Source organism: Lysinibacillus sp. ACHW1.5 (genome assembly GCF_022014815.1).
GTDB classification, from domain to species: domain Bacteria; phylum Bacillota; class Bacilli; order Bacillales_A; family Planococcaceae; genus Lysinibacillus; species Lysinibacillus capsici.
Window position 1 is genome coordinate 2455458 of sequence record NZ_CP091777.1, and the last position, 23546, is coordinate 2479003.

Below are 23546 nucleotides of genomic sequence, written 5' to 3' on the forward strand. Positions count from 1 at the left end.
TCCTACTTATGGTATGATGAAGGAAAACTAGGAGATCTTTATTCATGACAATACATGAGCAAATGTCGCAACAACAAATAGCTGGCCTCAGCATTGCCTATATAAAGGATGGTGAGCTTCAGAAAGCAGTGTGCTTTGGTCAATTAGAGGTCGGGAAAACTAACAGAATCAATACCCAAACCATCTTCAATGCCTGTTCAATTAGTAAACTAGTTACAAGCATTTTAGTGATGAAGCTGGTCGAGCAAGGTATAGTAGATTTAGATGAGGATATTAATCAAAAGCTCACATCTTGGAAGATGCCAGATCATAGCTACACTCAGGGAAAAAAAGTAACATTACGACATTTGTTAAGTCATCAGGCCGGAATTATTGACCCTAAAGGCAGCTTCTCTCCCTTACATTCACGATGGCAGAGGCCTTCGATGGTCGACTTATTAAAAGGTACAACTCCTTATTGTTCCATTCCAATCGATAGTACTTTTGAGGCCGGACAAGAATTTCACTATTCAGATGCTGGCTTTTGCATTGTTCAATTGCTGATTGAGGATACAATAGGCTCAAGTTTTTCAACACTTATGACAGACGTGATTTTCCGACCACTAGCCATGACAAATAGCTTTTTTTCTTCCGCAGTCCCAACTGCCAATACAGCAAGTGGTCATCAGAAAGATGGCACCCTAACAGCACAAAGATACCCTATTTACCCGTATGATGCAGCTTGTGGATTATGGACAACACCGTCAGATCTAGCAAAATTATTACAAGAGGTAATGCAGGCCTTAAAGGGAAAGGGTACACTTGGTTTAGCTTCAATCCATGAGCTAATTCGTCCTCAGGGCTGTAAAGAATGGATGGGCCTTGGTGTATTTCTTGATGGTGCTGGTGAGCAGCTTGAAATATCCTCGCTTGGCTGGGGCGTTGGCTATCAATGTATGCTAGTGGCCTACCCCCACCTAGACAAAGGCTTTGTTGCCATGACTAACACCGATACAGGCGTTCATCAAATGCAAGGTCTCTTAGGAGAAATCTATCGTTCCTTTATCAAATAAAGAAGAGGCTTGATTTAAGCCTCTTTCCTTACCTCATAATGTAGTTGTACCATTTGACCATATCGTTTTGTTTCCAATAGCCTTAAGTTTTCGAATGGACGGGGAGATTTAAACAAGGGTATCCCTGAGCCCAGTAAATGGGGTGTAATCGTAATAATCCATTCGTCAATTAGCCGCTCCTGTAAAAAAGCATCTAGAAGGTTCCCTCCCCCTACCATCCAAATCTTTGTGCCTTCTTGCTCTTTTAAACGTTGAGTAAATGTGATGACATCCTCTTGGATAAACGTCACATGCTCATTTTCCCCAGTTTGAGTTGTTGAGAACACATAGCATTTTTTATCAGGATAAGGGAACGGTTTAAGATGTTCTAGGATATAATCATATGTCCGTTTTCCCATAATGACGGTATCAATGGTTTGATACATATCAGCGTAGCCATTATCACCCTCTCCCTCTGTTTCCTCTAGCCACTGTAGATCATCATTTTCCTTGGCAATAAATCCATCTAAACTCCCTGCAATAAATACCAGTATTTCGCGTGACATTACGTCAGCTCCTCTTCTTTTGAAAATCTCTTGTACAATCTCTATACTAAATATAAAACATGACAACTATTGGCATGATTAAATAAAAAGGTGAACAAAATATGACCAAAGCTAAACGATTAATTGATATTTTGCTATTCGTCAGTGTGAAAAAGAAATTTACAGCGCAGGAAATTGCCGACACCTTCCATATTTCCGTGCGAACGGTGCATCGTTACCTTTTGGATTTAAGTGATATGGGGCTACCCATTTACTCGGAACAAGGAAGACATGGGGGCTATACGGTGCTATCCAATGCTATTCTCCCCCCGATATTATTTACTGAGGAAGAGGCGGTCGCCATCTTCTTTGCATTCCAGTCTTTGCACTATTATCGTGATTTACCCTTTAATACTGAAATGAAGTCTGTCTCTCAAAAGCTGTATGAATCCTTACAGAAGGAAGCCAAGAAAAAGGTGGATACGCTGCAATCCTATATTTCCTTTTGGAACCCTAAAAGAGCCATTACAACACCACTCCTAACGGACGTTTTAGAGGCTATCATCAACCAATCACAATTGCATATCCAGTATGAATCGAAGTCTGGTATCACCTCTAAGCATATCCAGCCTATTGGCGTGTACGCTCATGATGGCTTATGGTATATGCCTGCGCTACTGCTATCAAATGAAAGAATATTACTCTTCCGTGTAGATCGAATTAAAGGGATAAAAATTAGTGAAGCAAACCATAAAACGACGATGAATTTGCAGCAATGGCTTGAAACTGACTATGAGCCTCAGCAGCCTATTCGGTTATATGTAGAATTATCAAGCGAGGGCGTTCGTCAATGTTTAAGTGAGCCCCATCTTGAAAAAGCGGTTGTTCGACATAGTGATGGAACAGGCTATATCGATACGATTATCGATCAACATGAGCTCCACTTTAATAGCTCCCTATTCTTTCGCCTTGGTCAACATGCGATTGTCAAAGAACCATACGCACTAATTCAGCTTATACGTCAGCATGCATATGAGCTATTAGCGATTTACCCTGAGCCAATAGAGCCTCTATAAGATGACAATTTTGTTAGATTCACGTAACATTCATCGTTACTACTTTTAAAAGATCTTCCTTATAATTGGTCTTGAAGGAGGAGATATACGTTGCAACCGACCAACAGTAATAAACGAATTGATACATTAGATTATTTAAGAGGGTTCGCCTTACTGGGCATTATTTTAGTCAATATCCCCTCATTAATGTGGATTGAACCACCTGAATTGGCAAACGATATTGCCTATAGCCGCTTTCTAACACTTTTTGTAGAGGGTAAATTTTTTATCATTTTTTCATTTTTATTTGGAATAGGATTCTATCTCTTTATTTCACGCGCACAGGCAAGGGGCGAAAAAGCCTATGCCTTATTTAGTCGTAGGCTTTTGATTTTACTGTTTATGGGGCTAGTGCATTTTTATTTCCAACCAGGTGAAGCCTTAACTGTCTATGCTATCTTTGGCTTTGTAGCCTTACCTTTTTATAAAATGCGCAAAGACATCAATCTCATCCTTGGACTCATCCTATTAGCCATCACTGCCTATTTTGGTCTAAAAATTTTAATGCCATTTCCACTGATTTTGCTTGGTCTAGTTGCTGGTCAATATCATTTATTTGAAAATATCTCGTTACATCGAAATAAAATCATGTTCGTGACGATTGTAATGGGCTTTATAAGCATGGCTAGCTGGTTTTATCAATGGCAGTATGTCCCTGAGCCTCTTGTTAATATCCAGCATTTGCCCAAGGATCAGCTAGCGGCTCATATTACAAATATTGAGCAATTTTCATTAATCGGACTACAGTTTAGCCCATTCGCTTCTGCCTTTTACATGGGAACAATCATCCTATTATTACAAAGCACTTTGTTCCAGCGACTATTGGCACCGTTAAAAGCATATGGGCGCATGGCCTTGACTAATTACCTGGGGCAAACAGCGCTCATTCTCTTAATTGGCCATACTTTCGGTTTAATTGGACAACTTCGCTATCTTGAATCTTTGTGGATTTGTCTAGGCATTTATGGTTGCCAATTGCTCTTTAGTAAGCTATGGCTATACTTTTTCCGCTTTGGCCCTATGGAATGGCTATGGCGAATCGGGACATATTGGACAATTCCTCCCCTACGACAAAGTACGAAAGATTATTTATCGTAAAGGATAAACACCTATCAGCTTGGTGGTAAACATCATATATTGGTAATGTACCCTACTCGCTTTCCATCTTTGCTCATATCTTCAGCAAGAAACACATCCCCATTTTATTTAGTCACCAAAGTGACTAATTTAAAAACAGCGTTAAGCCATTATTAACGCTGTTTTTTTACTTTTATTACATCTAATAAGTGAATCATTGGGGTTACTTTGTGGGGAATAGGTATTAAAAGCTAATAAAGTTACTGGGACATAAACATACAAGTCACTGGATTTTAAAATCCAGTGACTTGTATTCATTACCATTATTTTTCTCTTGCAAGCAAGTATAGCTCTTCATCTTGATAATTGGTTCACTGTACTAAATACGGGTTAATGCGCCATCAGGTTTGGGAATTTCTTGAACTGTTAGCTGATTCATTTTACAAAAATGTTTAAAGAATTGTTGTGCCAACTCCAGTTCTTTTGGGTCACTTTTCAACGAAATGATATCAAGTAAAATTTGAGCCATCCATAAATTTTCGAAATAACGATATTTCCCTGTCTTCCATGTCATTTTTTCGGGGAATTTTTCATTGATATAATATTGCCAGAAAAGTAACTGATCCGACTCCTGTTCTGTCAGTTGAATTCTGTATTTTGAATGAGCAGGAATATGTCCATCTTCACACAGCTTGCCGACGAATTTTTCATTCACCATATAGACACCTAAAATGCGTCTATCACTTTCAGGCTGGCTGGAATCTCTTACTGTTAAAAGGACAGCGCTATTTTGGTGCAAGCGGCTCGGCTTGTTTGGCTTCCCTTTATTATTACCACTCTTTAATATACCTGAAAAAACATTCCACTCTGAAACAGAACTATTCTGTTCCTCTGAATCACACCAAAAAACCATCTGTGATGCGGGATGAAGTTTATGATTACTCATAAGTTTTTCGTGTTCCAAGCGAAGCAAGAGTTCTTTCCGTTGAAGTTCTTTGGCCTCTTCCATCCGCGATTCTTCTTCTTTTCGTTCAATTTCTTTTTTTTGTATAATTTCCTCAAGTAACTTAGCATCACTTTTATCATGTATTGTTAGGTGCTTTCCAAATACATCTGGAAAAACAAACCTTTTATTTTCTGATGCAAAATGTATTTCAATACTTGAATCATTTTGATTAACTATACTACCTATGCCAAAACGCTTGTGTGTAACTTTCTTATTAATTAGATTCATTCATCTAGTCCTCCTTATGGAATAAAAATTAAGTTACTATTAGATAGTAAAATTTCAAATAACTTCTTTAAAACAATTTCGAATTTTTCTTCTGTTTAAAAATAAAAAAACGTATCCAAATTCTTTCTGCAAAATAGGACATCGGAATTCGAAATACGTTTATAAAAAAATGATCGTAAGACTATTATAACATTTTTTAATAAAATTACAAATTTATTATTGACAACACATTTTTACATGAGTTAAAATATTTATTTATTCTCTGAATGTCATTAGAATCCTGTTAGAAAAGACCATAAACTTCTAAAAAACGCCTTATAAAATCCAACTTTTCCTTGTTACCTATTTGATGCCCATAAATTCTTCACCTGTTTCTTATTCTTAGCATACAATGCAAATAATACCCTTTTTTGTAGGGAGGATTATATGAAGCAAAATAAAGGTAATCGGAATAATGAGGGATTGGAATCCGTGAGTCAAGCAGCTAAGTTGGCTGTCATTGCGGGGGCGATTACAACACTTGGAGACGCTCTAGCGACCATTGCGGCTGGTCTTGCTCTAGAGGATGAGTTGAAGGAAATTGAAAGTAATAGCAATGATATTGACAAACTACAAAAGCAAATTGACGAATTAAATTATGAAATGAAACAATTAAAAAGGATGTTACGTTAATACCGTCTGTACACAAAAACGACAATACCACATGGATATTGTCGTTTTTTAGGCTATTTAGCAGCCCAAAGTTCAATCTCTATTTTTATATCTGGTAGCCCCAATGCAGATACATAAGCAATAGTCATAGAGGGATAGGAATGACCAAACATTACTTCCCATTGCTGATAGAAATGATGCCAATCAATCTCCTCCGTCGCCCATATATTCACCTTTACCACATGAGAAGCATCTAATCCCTCAGTCGCTAAAAGCGCTCCAATATTTTTAAATGTATTGGTGGTTTGTTCAATTAAATCTACTGGCAGTTGATCATCTTGATCAACCCCAATTTGTCCAGAGAATGCATACATTGTTGCATCTTTCGGAATGATTGTGATGTGGCTATACTTTCCAACAGGGCTAGGTACCTGCATTGGATTTTTACGTACTATATTTGTTTTCATATTCTTTTCTCCTTTAGGATTGTATTTTTTTCTAAAAAAGGGCAGACTTATCCCATGTTCGTTGATTTTAGAAAAAAACAGCTGTGGAGAACCCTATACCCATGCTTAAAAAACGAATAGCTCTTTTTTTCATGTGAATTCTCCTCCTTAACCCTAAAGTTATGTTCACTTTACCATTTCTATCCTAGACAATCAATGAAATACCCAAACACTTTTGCATTTCATCGATTATTTCTCAGGCAATTAACTATTCAACCATAGCAATCACAACATATATATAGTAGTGTAAAGCTAAATTAGCCTTACACCTCCGAAATTGTTACTAGGGTCACTCCATCCCAAGTGTCCCTTTGCATAAAAGAACTAGGTACCCCTCTTTGGCGGTACCTGGTTTTTTTGTTATTTGGGGTCGAGTCGCACTTATGTTGGCTAAGTTTTGTCCACCTGCATTACAGCTAGTTTTAATTCATCTGCAAGTAATGCTGAGGTGTAGAATTCTTATACGGAAATATACCATAGCCAATACAAGAACTATAAACTTAAATATAATTACACAGCACACTTCCCTAATGCGATCCTTTTGCTTTAAGCTCAAATACTAGAGATTCTTTGTCTAAGCATTGTTTATACAACAAATATAGAAAATGAATGCAGTATGCAACAAAAATGTTAAGCTTAGTAATTATGAGCCGAGTCATGTTTACATAATTAAGAGATAAAAATATGAATCCCTCCTGTAATAACACTTAATGCCGCTATTGAGATATGGATTGTTCGCAAGCTTCGATTTTTTCTATAGTTGAATAAATTCATTCCTATAATAGCAGTAATTGATAAAAGAATAATTGGAATTAAGCCAATAATTCCTTCATTCTCCAATTCACCCTCATTAAAGTACATGATTATCCCATGACCAATACCTAACAACAATGCCATTGTGCCAAAAAGAATATGATATCTACCTATTAACTTTGCTACGTATAAATATAGCCCTTTAGATTGTGGGAAAGTACGAGTTACAGACTTCAAGAAGGTTCTAATAGGAAAAATCATACCCGCTGCACCAATTCCTATGAATGTACACCAACCAATTAATTCACCAAGGTCCTCATAACGCCCTTCTTCGTGTTGTTGTCTACCGTTACCCTCATCATACTCATCTTTTCCTTCAAAAATATCATCTGCATAAATGGGATTTACATCATAAAAAAAAAACATAACTACCAATACTATCCCAAACATTTTTAAATATCGCATAGGAGATCTCCTTCCATATTGAGGTTCAACATTAGTCTAAGCAACCAATATGAAAAAAATCTGAAAAACGGTACTAGAAAAAATTACGATATTTAATTTAAATTTCTTTTTTGGCTTAGAATAAGTAGAAGATTGGTCGCACAAAAAATTCAGGTGGATTTCATAATGTTGTTATAAATTAGTTATATTGAATATAAAAAAGGTAGGAGGAGCTTCGTTGAAAATACTGTTAGCAGAAGATGATAATCGATTAAGAAAAAACATTGTTCACATCATTCAAAAAGAATTTCATCAGGTGGATGCTGTAGATAATGGTCAGCATGCATTAGAATACATACTGTTTCATACATACGATCTAGTCATTTTAGATTGGATGATGCCAGAAATAAGCGGTATTGATGTGTGCAAAGAAGCTAGAAGAAATGGTTATGAAGGTGGCATTTTAATACTAACAGCAAAGGATGATTGCAATGACATCATCTGCGGATTAGATGCAGGTGCTGATGATTATGTTGTTAAACCATTTAAAATGGAAGAACTCTTAGCGAGAATACGTGCCATTTTAAGAAGAAAAAATAAATCCATTCATCAAATCATTCAAATTGATGATTTAAAGTTATATTTGGATTCCAGAACACTTTTTAAAGATAATCAAGAAATACTATTAACTAAAAACGAATTTTTATTGTTAGAGTACCTTTTTATCAACAAAGGCATCATTCTTACTAGAGAACAAATTTACACACAAGTATGGGGCTTTGATCATGAAATGACTAACAACAACCTTGATGCGTTAGTAAAATTAGTTCGTAAAAAAATCGATCATAATCGTCCAAAATCCATTATTGAAAACATTAGAGGAATAGGATACAGAGTGAGGTAGCATGTTTAAGAAAACTCGTAAAAAACTAACTTTATTTAACTCCATTTATTTTATAGGCTTTTTCTTTGCTTTTCTTATTATTCTATATTTTTCATTAGTTCAACTAATGGATTATCAACAAATAGAAGAACTAGAAACTTATTATAAAGAACAATATCATGACTTTTTTGAGCACAAAAATGATAATAATGGGAAATTAGAATTTAACCCAAATGGTATGTATTTTTACTATATTTATACAAAAGAGCAGATACTAGTCCACGGTGACGAAAACTATCAAGGTTTATTTAAAGACCTAGAAAAAATCATTCAAACCGAAAATCCTTCTAAACGTTTTGTAAAAAATATAAAGTGGCGCGATAAACATCTTTTAATTTTATCGAAACCCATTCAGCCGAACGGTGAATTTCTTGGATATATTGTTATAGGCAAATCGACCACATCACAATATCATTTTTTTCAAAAAATGATCTTACTGTTTATTGTTTTAATTATAATTTTTACAATAATAATTGGATTCTTAAGTTACTACATGGCAGGAAAAGCCATGATTCCCATTCAACATGCACTTGAAAAACAGAAAAGCTTTGTTTCAGATGCTTCTCATGAGTTAAGAACACCGCTAAGCGTATTTTATAGTTCACTCGATATTTTAGAATCTGATGAAGCTAGTAATATGAGTGATTTCGGTAAAGAATTAATCGAAGATTTAAAGCATGAAGCAGAGTTAATGAAAGAGCTATTAGATAAACTATTATTTTTAGCCCGACATGACAAAAATCGTATTCATTCAACTAAAGAAAAAATCTCCTTAACAGAGTTGCTACTAACGATTAGTAGGAAGTTTAAAAGAGCGTTACCGAAATCAATCGTTTTCGAAACAGAAATCCAACCTAATATTGAATTTATTGGAAATTCAAATAATATAACTGAATTAATTTATATATTATTAGATAATGCCGCTCAGTACACACAAAGAGGATCAATCTATCTAAAGCTTTTACAAACTGATAAAATGATATATATCTACATTGAAGATACAGGCATTGGGATTTCTAAGGAAGACCTCCCTTTTATTTTTGATAGATTTTTCCGGAGTGATGCAGTGAGAAACAGAAACGGAACAGGACTAGGACTTGCTATAGCTGATTCTATTGTTCATGATCACGGAGGAACATTCACAGTTCAAAGCGAATTGGAAAAAGGTACAACTTTTTGTATTCAATTTCCTCTTTATACTAAAAAGTAGGCTCTTCATCGTTACATGATGGATAAACCATAGAATGGCATTACATGAATCAGTAGTGCCATTCAACTAGTTTATTTTTTTGAGCTACTTTGGCAGTCTAGCTAACGTGGAGAAACTGCCTTTCATCCATTCAAGCACCGCTTACTTACTAACCCCTTGCTTTTGATCTTTCTTCTTAAACCCATCGCTCATCAACCTTACAAGTAGTGCGGTAATTATAACCATTACCGTACTGCTATAAAATAAAATTACCAACATTTGATTTGAGTCAGTACCAATGAATAGCCCATGAATAAGTGATAATATCCAAGCAGGTAAAACAAGAAAATGCATCTTCTTCCAAAGTGAGAAGTTCATTTTATTTATCCATATATCTGATGTTAAAAGAACTATTAAAAACAAATAAAAAGCTATGGTTCCTAGCCCAGACAACAATGCCTGATAGTTAGCGCTAAAAGGTAATACGATTTCAGAAATAGTATAGGGTTCGTATTGATCAATCATTAGTAAAAGTAAATGTACAATAACAGTTATAAATCCCAACCATCCACTCATTTGATGTAATTGAAAGTATAAGTTTTTATTGGACTTGAGAGTAGAAGATTTCCTTAGTAAACCAAAAAAAATTGACATACTGAAGTAAAAATAACTTAAAAGCCCTAATAATCGAATCCATTCCCAAGTACTAAATAACATCTAATTTTTCTCCTCCTTTCAGCCAATATATACTTCCATCATCTTTTGCTATTAAGCAAGCACAAGGCATCTGTAGTTTGTCAAACCATACTTGTAATTCTTGTTCATTTAATAAAAAAGCCAGTTTTGTTGCCACTTCTGCTTGACATAATGAGTTTGTTATTATTGTTGTTTGAAGGATAGGGCTAATGATTACCTCTCCGGTTCTTCCATCTAATAAGTGATGCTTTTCTTTCCCCTGCTGTTTCCAACTTCTAAATATACGATTCGAAGTGGCAATTGCTCCATTTTGAATTCTAATGGAACTGATCTCTTCGTGTATATGAAATGGATGAGCAATCCCAATGGTCCATGTCTTTTTGCCTGACGACCACATTTTCATATCTCCACCACCATCTACAATTCCATACTCGGGAGAAACCTGTCTAAGCCAATCAGCTATTTTTTCAACTACGTATCCTTTGGCAAATCCACCTAAATCAATTAATTGATTATCCGTTTTTAAAACTTCATTGTGATCTAAAAAAAGAAATGGCTTATTTGTCTTTTTTTCTATTTGTATTGCCTTATACGTTGATTCTTGAAAAGGAAAGGATCGATCGTACCCATGTTGTTCTAAATGTAATTTTAAATACGGAGAAAATATATTATTAGTTAATGTATAATAGTTGTCTGCTGCTTTTAAACAATCATATAATGCAGGAGAAATTCTACCTATTTCTCCTACCTTTAGTTGATTAATTTGATTTAACTCATTATTTGGCTCAAATCTCGACCACTCTCTTGCAACGTGTTGCAACCATTTCACCACTTTGTCTTTCCAATCCATTTTTTGCGTTCCAGCAATTTCAATATAAAAGTTTGTATTCATCGTGTTTAATGAAAGGGTATCCAAGCAACTTCAACTCCACTTCAAACTAAGTTTAGGATCGTTTGGTAGTTCGATCGGTACGAATTTTATTTTGTTGTAGTTGATTCACTCCAACAATTTCAAAATTTGTCCAATCTAATTGAACAAGTTCCTTTTCTCGGTCTGACATTTTTTTTGATTGTTCATTTGTCAAATTTAGATCAGCTATGTTTATATCTGATGGAACATTATTAAATTGCGTTAATAGTAAAGAAGATAATATTACTCCAGAAGTGCCTAATATCCATTTAGCTTTCTTTTGATCTTTCATTCAATCATCTCCCCTTTTTATTTTAATAACTTCAATACAACAACGTTATTCATTTCTTGCCATTCAGCCACATAGCCCAAACCATTTGAAATTACACTAATTGGAACATATATATTATCATTCAAGTAAAATGTAACAGCTGGTATCGGTGTTTTTATCTCGTTATAGTACACAACATTTGTCCCCGCACGAAAAATTAGTTCTGTACCAGCTTTATTAATTTCCAATATTTTACTATTATCATAATTAACTACTTTTGCACCTAAAAGTTCAGCAACAATTTTACCTGGCACATATATTTCACCATCTAAAGGAATCAAGTAAAGTGACACTGTATTATTATTATTTTCTAGTTTTAATTGAATTTCTTTCGCTTCTTTTAGGGGTAACTCTCCTTTATTTACATAAGTAGATCTTGTCCAAATATTCCATGTATTACTATTTGTTTCAGGGTATCTTTGGTCATAATATTCATATTCATCCTCTTCTTTATAATAATCATCATCTTCCTCGTCATCATCATAATCATAATCATCATTGTGCTTTTTATGAACATCACCCTCGTATTTTTTATAATCTTCTTCATCATCCGCATTTGCTATTTTGGCATCAACAAATGGCCAAATTAAACTAATAATTAGCAATATTTTGATAATCCTCATTTTTTCAGCTCCTTTATGATATTTCTATCTTAATTAAGCTAAATGAAAAAATACTGAAAAAACAAAATCATTCATTACAAATTTAACAAATGTATAGACTGCCATGTTTGTTTCGATAGTTAATTTTCTATGAGAATTTAAATAGCATTCTTGATTGAAATCAAAAAAAAATTGCCTTCTGTAAATATAGAAGGCAACTTCAGTATTTTACTAGGCTTTTAGGATTCTCCCCCATAATACCTAATACATTTAATTAAACTAAATAAATCGAATTGCAATTTGTACCCATGAAATGTTGTCACTAAAGAAATTACTAATATTATCTAAAGATTTTATGCTCATAAAGATAGTCATAGGAAAGGTCAACAAACAAATATTCATGCTCGTTGATGGCAATGGAGAATGTTCTTGTAATTTCTCCTGTTTCAATATCCCGATACAATTCAGAGATTTCCCCACTTTGATCGTTGCGCATTTTGATAATCGTTTGAAGGAAATAAGGGCGCCAGCTCCAATTTTTATTGATGGCACGTGGCTGTAGCTCCCAGTTCCCATCAATTCGCATAACGTTAGGGGTTAACTGGAACCCATCCTCATTACAAATATAGAGACGGAAGGAGTAGTTATCCAATAATTCAGCTAAGTACTCTAAATGGGAGACATTGTCGCTTGTTGGTTTCACACGGTGCACAATCGCCTCTAATTCCTCCCTTAATTTTTTCAGCTGCAAATATTGCGCCTCCAGCATTTTCTTTTCGGAAGTAATAAATTGCTGGCATTCTTTTTTAAAACGTTCCTTTAATATATCCTTATCAACAAAAGTCATAGCTGGATTTGCTAGGTATGGCCCTTGATAAAATCTACCGCCATTTTTCCAAGCAAATTGTAGCTGATAAACCGTTTCAATATCTTCAAATAATAGATTCGCTCCAATTTTATAAGCTAGGCTACCAATGGCAGAAATCATGTCCGATTGAGCAGACCAAGAATCGTAATTTAAATCACGTGTATTGACCTTTAAGATATGTGGTGCCAATAGCGCAATATGCTCTAAATGACTTTCGGCTCCTACTTCCTGAACGGCAATTTTCACCCCAAACGTCGTAAAATAGCGTAGGGCGTGATGTAATTTGTTAATATCCCCTATAAAACGATGCTCTGATACGACAAGTACGATACGCTGTAAATCTTTTTCCTCTATATATTGTTGGATAATATTAAAATGACTTTCACCAAAATCTTGCATCAATAAATTTGGATTGCTTGGGATATAAATATCAATCTCTGGTGCAATTTCATCAATTTTGGCTAATGCCGCATGTAAAATTTTATGTTCCATATCAATTCGATATTCTTCTGGAATATCTTCATTGTTGACAAAATCCTTTAAATTAATTTGCTGACCTTGAATTTGTAGATATCCGGAAATTTCGTAGGCAATCACCGTATGCGCATCTGCGCTAAATATCGGTTGATAATACCCATGTATTTGATCTAAATTTGTTAACACTTCAATTGCGTCCATCATCGAAACCTCCAATATGAATAACGTTTTCATTGTTATTCAAAAATAACATTACATTTATCATGACTAGCTTAAAAAATGCTCTATGACTGTATAATAAGTTGTTTAAAGTAAAATCGCAACTTCACTTCTCATCATTAATGGAAATCCGTCCTAATTTTTAACCACCATAATTGCATTATTTCTAACGACTTTCCTACATAGTAGGTTGCTTGTTACACCATCTTGCAACGTTATGCTTTTGTCCAACCAAGGCTGTTCTGATATTTTACTCTCCCTTTAATCTATGCAACTTGACGCAATGACAGCCGTGATAATGGATGATGATTATCCTATACCAGTCAATTAATTCAGTCATTTACCCAGTATTTAAGGACAATTTTATGAAAAAACAGTATCCCAAAAGGACAATAAGAGGCTCCTACTGGCATACTGTTTATTATTATTCAGACATAAAGAAATACCAAATCAGAGCGATTACTGCTAATGATAAAATAACAGCAATTGTTACACGAAGCGGTGAAATAGGGGCATTACCACCAACTCGACCCGTTTGTCCATTCACCATAAAGCGGTAAATCTTTTCCTTATAGCGGAAAGAAGATAACCAAATCGGTAACATTAAATATTTGTATGTAATATCATCATGGTTTGTGGAAAAGCGTAGATTGGATACTACATCCGCCCTATTTTCCCAACGGATTTTGGCTGTAATCTGCGCATGGAGGTGATCATGGATTTCACTTTTTGCTTGGCTCCAGCCATCCTGCAAACCAACACTGTAACGCTCTGATAAAAATCCAGCTACATATTGAGGTTTATAGGCCTTATTATTAAGAAGATTAAATGGTTCAATTTTTCGCATCATGTCTCGATCATAGCGTGTTGTGGCACTCACTAAATGATCGTCTATAAATTCCTGATAAAACCCACTTGTTGAATACCAATCTGTTTCAGTATGCGTTTTACCATCTTTATCCGTAACCGTTCGATGTCGTCCATATCTTGCGGAGTATCTGGAGCTTGTTTTTGAATCAAACGTCCAATACGGGAGGTATACCCCTTTAAAGGCATCAGGCTTTGCACTTATTTTGGCAGCCTTTGGTGTAAACCATCGACCTTTGATCCATTTCTGAAAATGTTCTCCTGCCTGCTTATCCGTTACTTCAAAAGCACATACGCCATTGGGAGCAAGCGTATTTTCAGCGCTCGCTTCCATGACCTGATTTGAGCCGCAGTAAGGACAACTGTCAGCGACCTGCAGAGCATCATAAATTGTCTCGGCCGCGCAAGCTTTACAAATAACTGTTTTCTTCTCCACGCCCCAATTGAAATTCCCACGTTCCTCTGCTTTTAAGAAGTCCATTTCTTGTGCAACCTTTTCCTCTTCTTGCTCAGGGGTTGCAATTTCAGATTCAAATCCACAATACGGACAAGTTAGCTTACCTGTAGCAGGATTAAACTCAATGGATGCACTACAGGATGGACATTCCGCATCAAAGTCAAGCTTTACTTGTTTGACATGTTCAACTTCTTGCGTTGACATAGGTCATCATCTCCTTACTTGACATCCTTTTCATCAAAAACATCGCCGCATTCTGGACAGAATTTAGGCGGATTGGCAGGGTCCTCTGGTGCCCACCCACATTTATCGCATGCATAGAGTAAAGCACCAGCTGGTTTTTTAGAGCCACACTCGCTACAAAACTTTCCTTTATTCACCGCTCCACATGTACATGTCCAGCCCTCTTCCGCTGGTTTTGCTGCACCGCAATTTGAACAGAATTTCCCTGTGTTGTCATGACCACATGCACATGTCCATGTACCAGGTGCTTTGGCTGATTGATTTTGCATCGCAGCCTGAGCCATTTGCGCTTGCTTATTTTGCTCATTCATTTGATAAAGCTGACCAGCATTGACTCCACCTGCTTGTGCAGCCATATTCATCCCCATAAAGCCTGCCATAGCGCCACCATCATTGTTAGCAGCTGCAATCATCGCTTCTGCCTGAGCGCCTGTTAAATGGGCAGCAGCCATACCTGGATCACGCATAACCGCATTGCGTTGTAGTTGTTTTATCATCGCTTCGTCTTCCTCAGAAGCCTTTAGGGTACTAATCCCAAATGACACAACAGCTAAACCACGTGTAGCAAGCCACTTTTCTGATAATACCTTATTGAGTGCGTCTGCTAACGCAACCGTATGCGCAGGTATTTCACTATAACGAACGCCACTTGCTGAAATTTGTGCAAAGGCTGGCTGTAACGCTGTCATTAATTCTGATTTTAACTGGCTATCAATGGCCTCTCGCGTATATTCACGCTCTACATTTCCACATACATTTGTATAGAATAATAACGGATCAATGATTCTATAAGAATACTCACCATGACAACGAATGGCAATGTCGATATCTAATCCGATATTACGATCAATCACACGGAATGGAATTGGTGCGGGAGTACCATATTTATTGCCAACAATCTCCTTTTTATTAAAATAATAAACTCGCTGATCTTTAGCAGGTTCTCCACCAAATGTAAAACGCTTGCCTATCTGTTTAAATGTTTCCATAATGCCATGAGATAAATCTGAGCCATACATAATCGAAGGCTCTGTAGATGTATCATAGACATATTCCCCAGCTTCTGAAGAAAACTCTACAACCTTCCCCTGTTCAACAATCATCATACATTGCCCTTCATTGATGGCAATAATCGAGCCATTGCTAATAATGTTGTCATTTCCTTTATTTGAACCTCGTTTAGAAGTGCGTTTAATACCCTTAGTTACTAGAACATCTGAGGATAATGCCTCACAATAAAAATATTCACGCCATTGATCCTCTAAAACACCTGTTAATGCCCCAACGCCTGCTTTCAATAAACCCATAAATATTCCCACCTTCACATTGATGTTTAGCTTATTTTAACATCTCTTCATACTATGTAATACGCAAAATCAGACAAATTGTTTCATTTTCTTCCTATCAACTAAAAAACGAGAAGCGCCAATGATATAAATCATCAAAACGTTCTCGTTACTTTTTCTGTATTAGGATAAGGCAGCTACTATAACAAGCACCCACGCAACAATAAATAACATGCCACCAATTGGCGTAATCGCACCTAGCTTTTTCACACCTGTCACGGCTAGCACATATAGACTACCAGAGAAGAATACAATCCCTGTAAACATTAAGTAGCCTGCCCAGGAAAGCAAGCTAGAGCTTCCTAAAAATGCAGCATTGGATAGAATGCCAAGGGCTAGAATCCCTAAGGCATGATACATCTGATATTGCACAGCCGTTTCCCAAATGGCTGCATAATGCGGTGAGGCAAACTTATCCTTGAGTGCATGTGCACCAAAAGCACCTAAAACAACACCAAGAGCTGCCAAAATAGCGCCTAAAGCTATAAACATTTCCATCTATTGTTCTCCTATTTTGCCTCGACGGCAATTTCTTTATATTTGGCATCCCAAGCTGGGTCAATCTTACTTAATGATACCGGTCGCAATGTATCCTTATGCGCAAGAATATGTACGGATTGAGCTGTGGCTGCTACCGTGCCATCCTCATGTAAAATTTCATAGCCATACGTCGTTCGTAAACGATCATGCTTTTCTACCCAAGTGCGCACCGTTGCCACTTGTCCATAATGCATGGCTGCTTTATACGAAATCGATAAATCCATCACTGGCGATACATAGCCATCTTTTTCTAAGGCAGCATACTCAAAGCCTGCATCACTTACAAGCTGGGTACGCCCAATTTCCATCCAAATAATATAGTTCGCATGGTACACCACGCCCATTTGGTCTGTCTCTGCGTACCGTATTTCAATCTGTTTCTCACTCACAAACATTTTCTTCACCTCGTCCTACATTATAGCGTAAAAATGTTGATTTGGTGGGGTTTTTGCTCTAAGGAAATTGGAACGGTGAAAAATAGAGCATTACTTTTCTTGGTATTTAAAATAAATATTGATTTTTCTAATATAAATTTTTATTCCATATAAACACTTTTAAGTGGGGTACTATTCGGGGTACCACTTTATGAATAATTATTAAATAAACATGCACGAGCAGGTACAAAACAACCAACAAAAACACCAAGTACTCATTTGAGTGCCCGGTTATTTGTTTATTGTTTCTGGAGTTTTATCAAAATTAAAGCCTTTAAACGATACAATTCTTAAAGAACCTGAAACTGTTTTTTCTACATATGGAACTTTGCTACACAGTCTAGGTTCCAGCCATGTCATATCTCTTTCTGCCTTTAGATAAAGACTATTATTTTGTATACTCAACCAACCATTTGAATGCCAGTTCGTAATTATCGAAAAATTCAACAGACTCTTTTGTGTTGGATTGTTTTAAATGGTTCATTATCTCTCCCTCTTCAAGGAGAAACGCAATTGCTTTGCTGTGTTTTAGCATTGTTTTATTCAAGAACTTATCTTTCCATTCTTTTTGAACAGAAAAATGAGCTGGGATGTATCCTTTTCTATCTACCAATAATTTGTATTCTCTACCTTCAGAAATAAACTGTTGACAAATCTTTTCAAAATCATTAAACCAATCATGAACGTCTTCAATTTTTATTTGACCTATCAGGTGGGTAACAATTATATCTCCTGAAACTTCGGTGTTGACATTTTTTACCATCAACTTAGAATCATCTCCCTCGGTTTCTATTATGCATGAAAACCATATAAACTCAACGCTTACATTACCCCGCCTGCCGTTTACTTGCACTTTATAAAACTATATTCTGATTTAGACAATAAAAATAACGCTAGGCTTCTGGTTCCTTGCCCAATTTAGTTATCCATAAGAATCCCTAAACTGCTCAAAAGTGTATTTGTTCTCGTTCTTTATAGCGTCTATGAGAAAAAAGATAAAATAAAAAGCCATTCAAAATGAATGGCTCAATTACAAACTTAGTATTAAATTATTGCCCTAAAAAATATGACTTAGCTTGCCAACAATTTTGTTAGTGGCACTAAGATTTATTGTAATCGCTCTAAATCCTGATATTCTTTCATATAAGGACCATCTTCTGCAACAAATGAATGATACAATGCCTTTACTGCGAAATTTTTCTCTAAACCCATTTCAGATTTTAGCTTTTTTAATTCATCATGCAATGTTCGATGTTCATTTATAAGCTTTAGCATAACTGTCTTATTATATTTCATTACATCCGCCCTTTTTGTTTACAACATGAAAGCTATAATACACTATTTTCACTTATAATCGCAAGTACAGCCTTGAAAGAAGCAACAGTTGATTATGTATATTCGGTCTTACTATACCTCACCATTACATTTTTTCTTCCACTCTTCATAACGCATAAAAGGCAATGTGACGGTTGGTGGCTTAACCTCTTTGTACGCTTTGGTGAAAGCTTGAATGTAAGTTAGTCCTAAGACAGTCAATACAAGAGGCCAATTGCCTTTGGTAGGTATCGTCCATGTAGTCTCTGCCTCGTTCGTCATTCAGGTAACTTCCATTCACCATATAAATCGTATGGCAACGGCACTGTTTATCTATGGAAGCAATTCTCTATCATCTCGGTGCTTTCGATTTCCACTTACCATAGTGATAGTAACCATCTATATTGCTTTCTGACCATCTAACTACGAACCCTCGTATCAAGTGATGACAACCAGACTGTAGAGAGCCGTGCTGTTTTGGTCGCCTGTTCCTCAATGGCTAGATCAACTTGACCTCACTCAACCACCTTCTGTTCGGGCGACAACAATTCCTTTCTTTCTAGTCCATCCCATCACATTTTCGATTCTAATGGCCCTGTCTGTATAGCTTTCTCCAGCTTGTAAACTCTGTGCTATCTCGATGTTTATGCGCCTGATAATGTTGTTCCTATAAGGTTCAAAGACTTCGAGTAACATCAAGTCCGAAAACCAAGAGTTTTCTTTATTATTGGAGGTTCTACTCAAGCGAGTATACGAACTTGGCGATATGGAGGCCATTTAGGCAGACATTATCGATAAAAATGGTCAGTTACTCGAAAATGGAAGATTAAATATCAAGGTATTTACAACTCCTTAACTTTGGTCATATAAAGCTGTGAATTGATACATTGAGAGATAAACCGCAAATAAAAATAACCCGATTAATAACCAACCATAAACTTTTCTCTCGCTCTGAAATGCTTCAATTCCTTTAGTTAACATGAATAAACCTGAGAAGAATACTATTAAAAAAATCAGATCGTAATCACGTGTTATAAGTAGGTAAGCTGAAAGAGAGACAGTAATGATAGCAAAAACAATTTGTAAAATGTTAAGCATAATATTCCACTCCTCTTTAACTATCATAACAAAAAAAGAAGTCGTGGAAATGATTGTAAATATCTAACCTTTAAATTTATTAAGATACCTAATCTCTTAAAAATTATGGACCGGCCGTGTATGTCTTGCCTCGCACATGTTTGTGAGGCGCAGGTCGTTCTTCGTTCTGTCTTTCCCTAATATTTAGATTTTTAATTGAAGTTCAATCATTTTTTTAAGATACTTCTTTGCAAATCATTAATAAATTCCCATCAAGATCTTTAAACACAAAATAAAAATTATCCTGAATCTCTGTAACAAGCTCAACATTATTTTCTTTCATAAATTGATAAGCAGCTTGAATATCATCGGTTAAAAGCTGGATTGATGGAACTTGGAAAGTGGAAATATTACCATCATCTTTTCTCCACTTTGGCATGGAATCTAAAATTAATCCAGCTGTACCTTTCATGGGTGCCACGAATAAATGTCCAAAATATTCTTCTCCCCCTTCCAAACCAAGTATTTTTCTGTACCATTCTTTTGCTTTCTCTAGGTTACGAACTGGAACAAACACACCGCCGATTTGGTTTTTAATTGGTGATCTATAATCAGGTGTAGTCACAATACTTCCTCCTTTAATAATTTATTTTCACTTTGGAATTCTACTTTTTCAATTCAACGTTATTTTCTACTATTCCTTCTTGCACTAACCTATATTATTTCTTGTCATTAGATAACAATGTAGAGATTTAAATACTGCATAATATAAGAAAATTACATAGTAAATAAAAAAGCCGCAGCGTCATCACACGTTACAGCTTATATTTTTATATTTATTTAAAACCTTAATCCACAATATCAATACTTTTTTTCCTCTTTTACTAGTGTCGTAAGTATAAAACGGTCTCCAGTAGCCATTTCAATCCCTGTACTTGCCCCACCCCCGCCAGCGAAATTGTCTACAATGATTTCTCTGATTAAGCTTAATTGTATGGAAGAGTCTGGGCTGTGTTATTATTTATATTCATTTATGCTCTCCCTAACTTATAACCATTATTAGGGTAAAACTTCACAATATATTTTTCATCATTATCACTTCTCACCCAATCATAACCTAGCAGCTAAAGGGAGAACTACTTGATACTCACTAATAAAAAACACCCTATTTTAAACTGCACCCCAATTGTTAGACACAATGTAACAATTGGGGTGCAGTTCACTTTCAAATTTCAAAACCAATCTATAAATGCAAAAAGCCACACCTATTAGATGTGACTCGCAATAAAAGCTTTATGCTAATCTTAAAATGACAATAGACGCGCTGATAACTAGAATGTCAGGAATAACTAAATTTAATAAAGCTGTTGGGTTTGGATGAATATTTCTCAAAGTAAGAACATCCGATGAATTTAAAGTCGTTATTACTTGACCATTTTCCAAGTTACCAGAATTGTCTCCATAATTGGAACCGGCTATTTGGTTGTCGCCATTGAAAAGAGCAAATGCATTAGGGCCACCTGTAACAAACACCTCGTAGGTAATAAGATAAATACCCGTTTGATTTATAATGATAGGTGCTGTTCCTGGTACATGTGTTACAAACCCTGCAGGAGTAATATTACCATTTGTATTGAAAGTAACGGAACCATTATTCGGGATACCTGGTTGAGCAGTGGTATCATAAATATAAGCAAACCCTGGAAGACCTGTACCTAAAGGTTCTTGTGGTACCTGTACTCCTTGATGGATATTTTTGTTATTACAACTTTCTTCACAATCATCATGAATTCTGCTAATTCTTTTATTAGTTGGTTCCTTTTCACTTCTATTAAAATTGTCGAAACCCATTTTATCATCCTCCTTGTTTTTACATTATTCAATGAAGGGACAAATGAAATAGACAATTTTACTAAACCTTTATGGATTAATTATAAAAAGACCACTATATGAAGTGATCTTTTTAACAAGGAAATAATTTATTTTTCACATATTATTCTTAATAAAACATGTAAACTGGGGTAATATCTTTTCTCTTAAAATATATGGGCTGGCCATGTATGTTTATTAAAGCATTCATTTATAACAATTGCGCCTATCTTTTTAAATCCCACATTTAATCCTCTAAATAATCAAATTTTCTCGCGTGTTCTACTTCCTGAATGGAAACTTGGCGTGTTAATTCATCTGTTTCAGAGATATGGTATGAATCCCATTCGTCATTAACGGCAATTTCTTCAGGATCTTCATATAATTCATCATAATCTTCAAAATCCCCTTCAAAATCGGAAGGTGTTTCAGAAGTTCCATATTTTGCTACAACTTGAAACATATCTTCATAGTCATGAATATCATCCTTGTCATCACGGCCAGCAAAAGAATTGTCAACTGGAGGAAGCATCACTTGCTCTTCAACCGGTCGATCTGTTGGAACGTCTTTTGCAGTATGTTCAATACAAAAAGAGGTATAAGGCAGTGCCACCAATCGATCATATGGGATATCTTGTTGACAAACTTCACATACGCCATAGGAACCATCCTCAATCTTTTGTAAGGCCGTATTTACTTTTGCTAACTCATCAGTGTCATGGACTTTTAACGCCATATCTTTTTCACGCTCGTATAATTCGGTACCCAGATCTGCTGGATGATTATCGATTGTGGACAACTCATCAACAGAATCCCGTAAACTACCTCGTTCTAAATATTCATCATCTGTATCCATTCTTCGTTGGAGCGAGTGTTTTTGCTCAATTAACATATTTTTTAGCTTTGATATCTTCTTCTCATTTAGAATAGTCATCACGTCCTTTTCATTATTATGAACGAATTTGATTGAATTATTTGTTTTAAAGGATAAATTTAAAGACAAAAACGAAACTATATTCTTTGATAAATATGCTATATATAATTAGTTTAGCGTGCGATAAGGACATATTAAATCCGCATGTTTTTTATGCCCTTTTAGATTGTCCTAAAAGTTATGGCCTTCGAATAAAATGCCATTACATTTGATTATTGGAGGCTATTTTATGGATTCTATATTTACCTTTATCTTTTTAGGCATATCAATGGCTGCAACAATTGGACCTGTTAAGACTGTCCTATTGAATACAGGTTTAAAAAATGGCTTTTTTCATGCATGGTTTTTTAGTCTGGGTGCCATAGCAACTGACATTATCTATATGTTTATCGTATATTTTGGAATTGGCCAATTTATCAATTCCATCTGGTTAAAAACAATCCTTTGGTCCTTCGGCTGTTTTGTTCTTTTGTACACCGGTATCGAAAATTTACTATCGCTACATAAAATTGAGATGGATTCGAAAACAGGGAAAAGGACACGACTGAGACAATCCCTCATGACTGGATTTTTCATGTCTTTTTTGAATCCGCTAACCATCCTTTTCTGGCTGGGAATATACGGCTCCATACTCGCAAAAACGGCTGGTATCTCAACAGGGTATGAAATCATTTTGGTGAGTATCGCCATTTTGATGGGCATTATTTTTGTAGATTTTATTTATGCCTTTTTATCCAGTGTCGCTCGAAAATTATTATCTATACAGCTTTTGAAAACGGTCTCTTTTATCTCAGCCTTATTAATGATTGGTTTCGGGATCTACTTTGGGATGCAGGCTTACCAAGTGTTATTCCAATAAACTCACCGACAGCGC

At 35.6% G+C, this 23546-nt stretch carries 27 protein-coding genes; 7 read left to right on the forward strand and 20 right to left on the reverse strand.

What is annotated here, in order from left to right:
• The first annotated feature begins 44 nt into the window (after window positions 1–44).
• Window positions 45–1052 (forward strand): serine hydrolase domain-containing protein, encoded by a 1008-nt coding sequence (locus tag L6W14_RS12230; protein ID WP_237898104.1) that lies wholly within the window; start codon window positions 45–47, stop codon window positions 1050–1052.
• 14 nt (window positions 1053–1066) lie between these two features.
• Here the strand turns inward: L6W14_RS12230 and L6W14_RS12235 are convergent, their stop codons facing one another.
• Window positions 1067–1597 carry a dihydrofolate reductase family protein gene (locus L6W14_RS12235; RefSeq protein WP_131520089.1) on the reverse strand — a complete coding sequence of 177 codons (531 nt, stop codon included), beginning with the start codon at window positions 1595–1597 and terminating at the stop codon, window positions 1067–1069.
• 101 nt (window positions 1598–1698) lie between these two features.
• Here L6W14_RS12235 and L6W14_RS12240 point away from each other — a divergent pair, with 101 nt between their 5' ends.
• The gene (locus L6W14_RS12240) at window positions 1699–2652 is read left to right on the forward strand and encodes a helix-turn-helix transcriptional regulator (protein ID WP_131520088.1); all 954 of its coding nucleotides are present in this window, start codon (window positions 1699–1701) and stop codon (window positions 2650–2652) included.
• A gap of 90 nt (window positions 2653–2742) precedes the next feature.
• On the forward strand, window positions 2743–3789 hold the full coding sequence (locus L6W14_RS12245) for a DUF418 domain-containing protein (protein WP_237898105.1): 1047 nt from the start codon (window positions 2743–2745) through the stop codon (window positions 3787–3789).
• 358 nt (window positions 3790–4147) lie between these two features.
• Here the strand turns inward: L6W14_RS12245 and L6W14_RS12250 are convergent, their stop codons facing one another.
• Window positions 4148–5002, reverse strand: coding sequence for a malate synthase (locus L6W14_RS12250; RefSeq protein WP_237898106.1), 855 nt, complete (start codon window positions 5000–5002; stop codon window positions 4148–4150).
• Between the two features lie 426 nt (window positions 5003–5428).
• On the opposite strand from L6W14_RS12250, the gene L6W14_RS12255 reads away from it, so the two are divergent.
• Window positions 5429–5674, forward strand: coding sequence for a hypothetical protein (locus L6W14_RS12255; RefSeq protein WP_048392591.1), 246 nt, complete (start codon window positions 5429–5431; stop codon window positions 5672–5674).
• Window positions 5675–5727: 53 nt separating this feature from the next.
• Here the strand turns inward: L6W14_RS12255 and L6W14_RS12260 are convergent, their stop codons facing one another.
• Together L6W14_RS12260 and L6W14_RS12265 are read right to left on the reverse strand one after the other, a co-directional pair.
• Window positions 5728–6120, reverse strand: a complete 393-nt coding sequence (locus L6W14_RS12260; protein ID WP_103118256.1) for a RidA family protein — start codon at window positions 6118–6120, stop codon at window positions 5728–5730.
• Between the two features lie 708 nt (window positions 6121–6828).
• Window positions 6829–7377: a hypothetical protein gene (locus L6W14_RS12265; RefSeq protein ID WP_237898107.1), complete on the reverse strand. Its 549-nt coding sequence runs from the start codon at window positions 7375–7377 to the stop codon at window positions 6829–6831.
• 217 nt (window positions 7378–7594) lie between these two features.
• Here L6W14_RS12265 and L6W14_RS12270 point away from each other — a divergent pair, with 217 nt between their 5' ends.
• Both L6W14_RS12270 and L6W14_RS12275 read left to right on the forward strand, forming a co-directional pair.
• Window positions 7595–8260 (forward strand): response regulator transcription factor, encoded by a 666-nt coding sequence (locus L6W14_RS12270; RefSeq protein WP_237898108.1) that lies wholly within the window; start codon window positions 7595–7597, stop codon window positions 8258–8260.
• A 106-nt stretch (window positions 8261–8366) separates the two neighbouring features.
• Window positions 8367–9509: a sensor histidine kinase gene (locus L6W14_RS12275; protein ID WP_237898109.1), complete on the forward strand. Its 1143-nt coding sequence runs from the start codon at window positions 8367–8369 to the stop codon at window positions 9507–9509.
• A gap of 141 nt (window positions 9510–9650) precedes the next feature.
• On the opposite strand, the gene L6W14_RS12280 is transcribed toward L6W14_RS12275, so the two are convergent.
• The 16 genes from L6W14_RS12280 to L6W14_RS12355 all read right to left on the reverse strand — a co-directional run bounded on the left by L6W14_RS12280 (window position 9651) and on the right by L6W14_RS12355 (window position 22666).
• Window positions 9651–10205: a ferric reductase-like transmembrane domain-containing protein gene (locus tag L6W14_RS12280; protein ID WP_131520081.1), complete on the reverse strand. Its 555-nt coding sequence runs from the start codon at window positions 10203–10205 to the stop codon at window positions 9651–9653.
• Complete coding sequence (locus tag L6W14_RS12285; protein WP_237898110.1) at window positions 10195–11100, reverse strand: FAD:protein FMN transferase; 906 nt, start codon at window positions 11098–11100, stop codon at window positions 10195–10197. Before L6W14_RS12285 ends, L6W14_RS12280 begins: the two co-directional genes overlap by 11 nt.
• Window positions 11101–11128: 28 nt before the next feature.
• Window positions 11129–11386, reverse strand: a complete 258-nt coding sequence (locus L6W14_RS12290; protein ID WP_054550292.1) for a hypothetical protein — start codon at window positions 11384–11386, stop codon at window positions 11129–11131.
• A gap of 17 nt (window positions 11387–11403) precedes the next feature.
• The gene (locus L6W14_RS12295) at window positions 11404–12048 is read right to left on the reverse strand and encodes a copper amine oxidase N-terminal domain-containing protein (protein ID WP_237898111.1); all 645 of its coding nucleotides are present in this window, start codon (window positions 12046–12048) and stop codon (window positions 11404–11406) included.
• A 319-nt stretch (window positions 12049–12367) separates the two neighbouring features.
• The gene (locus L6W14_RS12300; protein WP_036076413.1) at window positions 12368–13573 is read right to left on the reverse strand and encodes an EAL-associated domain-containing protein; all 1206 of its coding nucleotides are present in this window, start codon (window positions 13571–13573) and stop codon (window positions 12368–12370) included.
• Between the two features lie 442 nt (window positions 13574–14015).
• On the reverse strand, window positions 14016–15119 hold the full coding sequence (locus L6W14_RS12305) for a TFIIB-type zinc ribbon-containing protein (protein ID WP_131520077.1): 1104 nt from the start codon (window positions 15117–15119) through the stop codon (window positions 14016–14018).
• Window positions 15120–15133: 14 nt separating this feature from the next.
• On the reverse strand, window positions 15134–16465 hold the full coding sequence (locus tag L6W14_RS12310) for an SPFH domain-containing protein (protein ID WP_112118514.1): 1332 nt from the start codon (window positions 16463–16465) through the stop codon (window positions 15134–15136).
• A gap of 162 nt (window positions 16466–16627) precedes the next feature.
• The gene (locus L6W14_RS12315) at window positions 16628–17002 is read right to left on the reverse strand and encodes a DUF423 domain-containing protein (protein WP_131520076.1); all 375 of its coding nucleotides are present in this window, start codon (window positions 17000–17002) and stop codon (window positions 16628–16630) included.
• An 11-nt stretch (window positions 17003–17013) separates the two neighbouring features.
• Window positions 17014–17439, reverse strand: coding sequence for an acyl-CoA thioesterase (locus L6W14_RS12320; RefSeq protein WP_004225136.1), 426 nt, complete (start codon window positions 17437–17439; stop codon window positions 17014–17016).
• A 427-nt stretch (window positions 17440–17866) separates the two neighbouring features.
• Window positions 17867–18331, reverse strand: a complete 465-nt coding sequence (locus L6W14_RS12325; protein WP_237898112.1) for an STAS/SEC14 domain-containing protein — start codon at window positions 18329–18331, stop codon at window positions 17867–17869.
• Between the two features lie 254 nt (window positions 18332–18585).
• Window positions 18586–18774 carry a hypothetical protein gene (locus tag L6W14_RS12330; RefSeq protein WP_054550360.1) on the reverse strand — a complete coding sequence of 63 codons (189 nt, stop codon included), beginning with the start codon at window positions 18772–18774 and terminating at the stop codon, window positions 18586–18588.
• 111 nt (window positions 18775–18885) lie between these two features.
• Complete coding sequence (locus tag L6W14_RS12335; protein ID WP_131520074.1) at window positions 18886–19074, reverse strand: hypothetical protein; 189 nt, start codon at window positions 19072–19074, stop codon at window positions 18886–18888.
• A 570-nt stretch (window positions 19075–19644) separates the two neighbouring features.
• On the reverse strand, window positions 19645–19890 hold the full coding sequence (locus L6W14_RS12340; RefSeq protein WP_131520073.1) for a DUF3953 domain-containing protein: 246 nt from the start codon (window positions 19888–19890) through the stop codon (window positions 19645–19647).
• Between the two features lie 214 nt (window positions 19891–20104).
• Entirely contained in the window at window positions 20105–20494 is a 390-nt protein-coding gene (locus L6W14_RS12345) for a VOC family protein (protein ID WP_237898113.1), read from the reverse strand.
• A 668-nt stretch (window positions 20495–21162) separates the two neighbouring features.
• Entirely contained in the window at window positions 21163–21720 is a 558-nt protein-coding gene (locus tag L6W14_RS12350) for a hypothetical protein (RefSeq protein ID WP_103118266.1), read from the reverse strand.
• A gap of 265 nt (window positions 21721–21985) precedes the next feature.
• The gene (locus L6W14_RS12355) at window positions 21986–22666 is read right to left on the reverse strand and encodes a TraR/DksA C4-type zinc finger protein (RefSeq protein WP_131520392.1); all 681 of its coding nucleotides are present in this window, start codon (window positions 22664–22666) and stop codon (window positions 21986–21988) included.
• 235 nt (window positions 22667–22901) lie between these two features.
• Between L6W14_RS12355 and L6W14_RS12360 the strand changes: the two genes are divergently transcribed.
• Window positions 22902–23531 (forward strand): LysE family translocator, encoded by a 630-nt coding sequence (locus L6W14_RS12360; protein WP_048392575.1) that lies wholly within the window; start codon window positions 22902–22904, stop codon window positions 23529–23531.
• Window positions 23532–23546 lie beyond the last annotated feature (15 nt).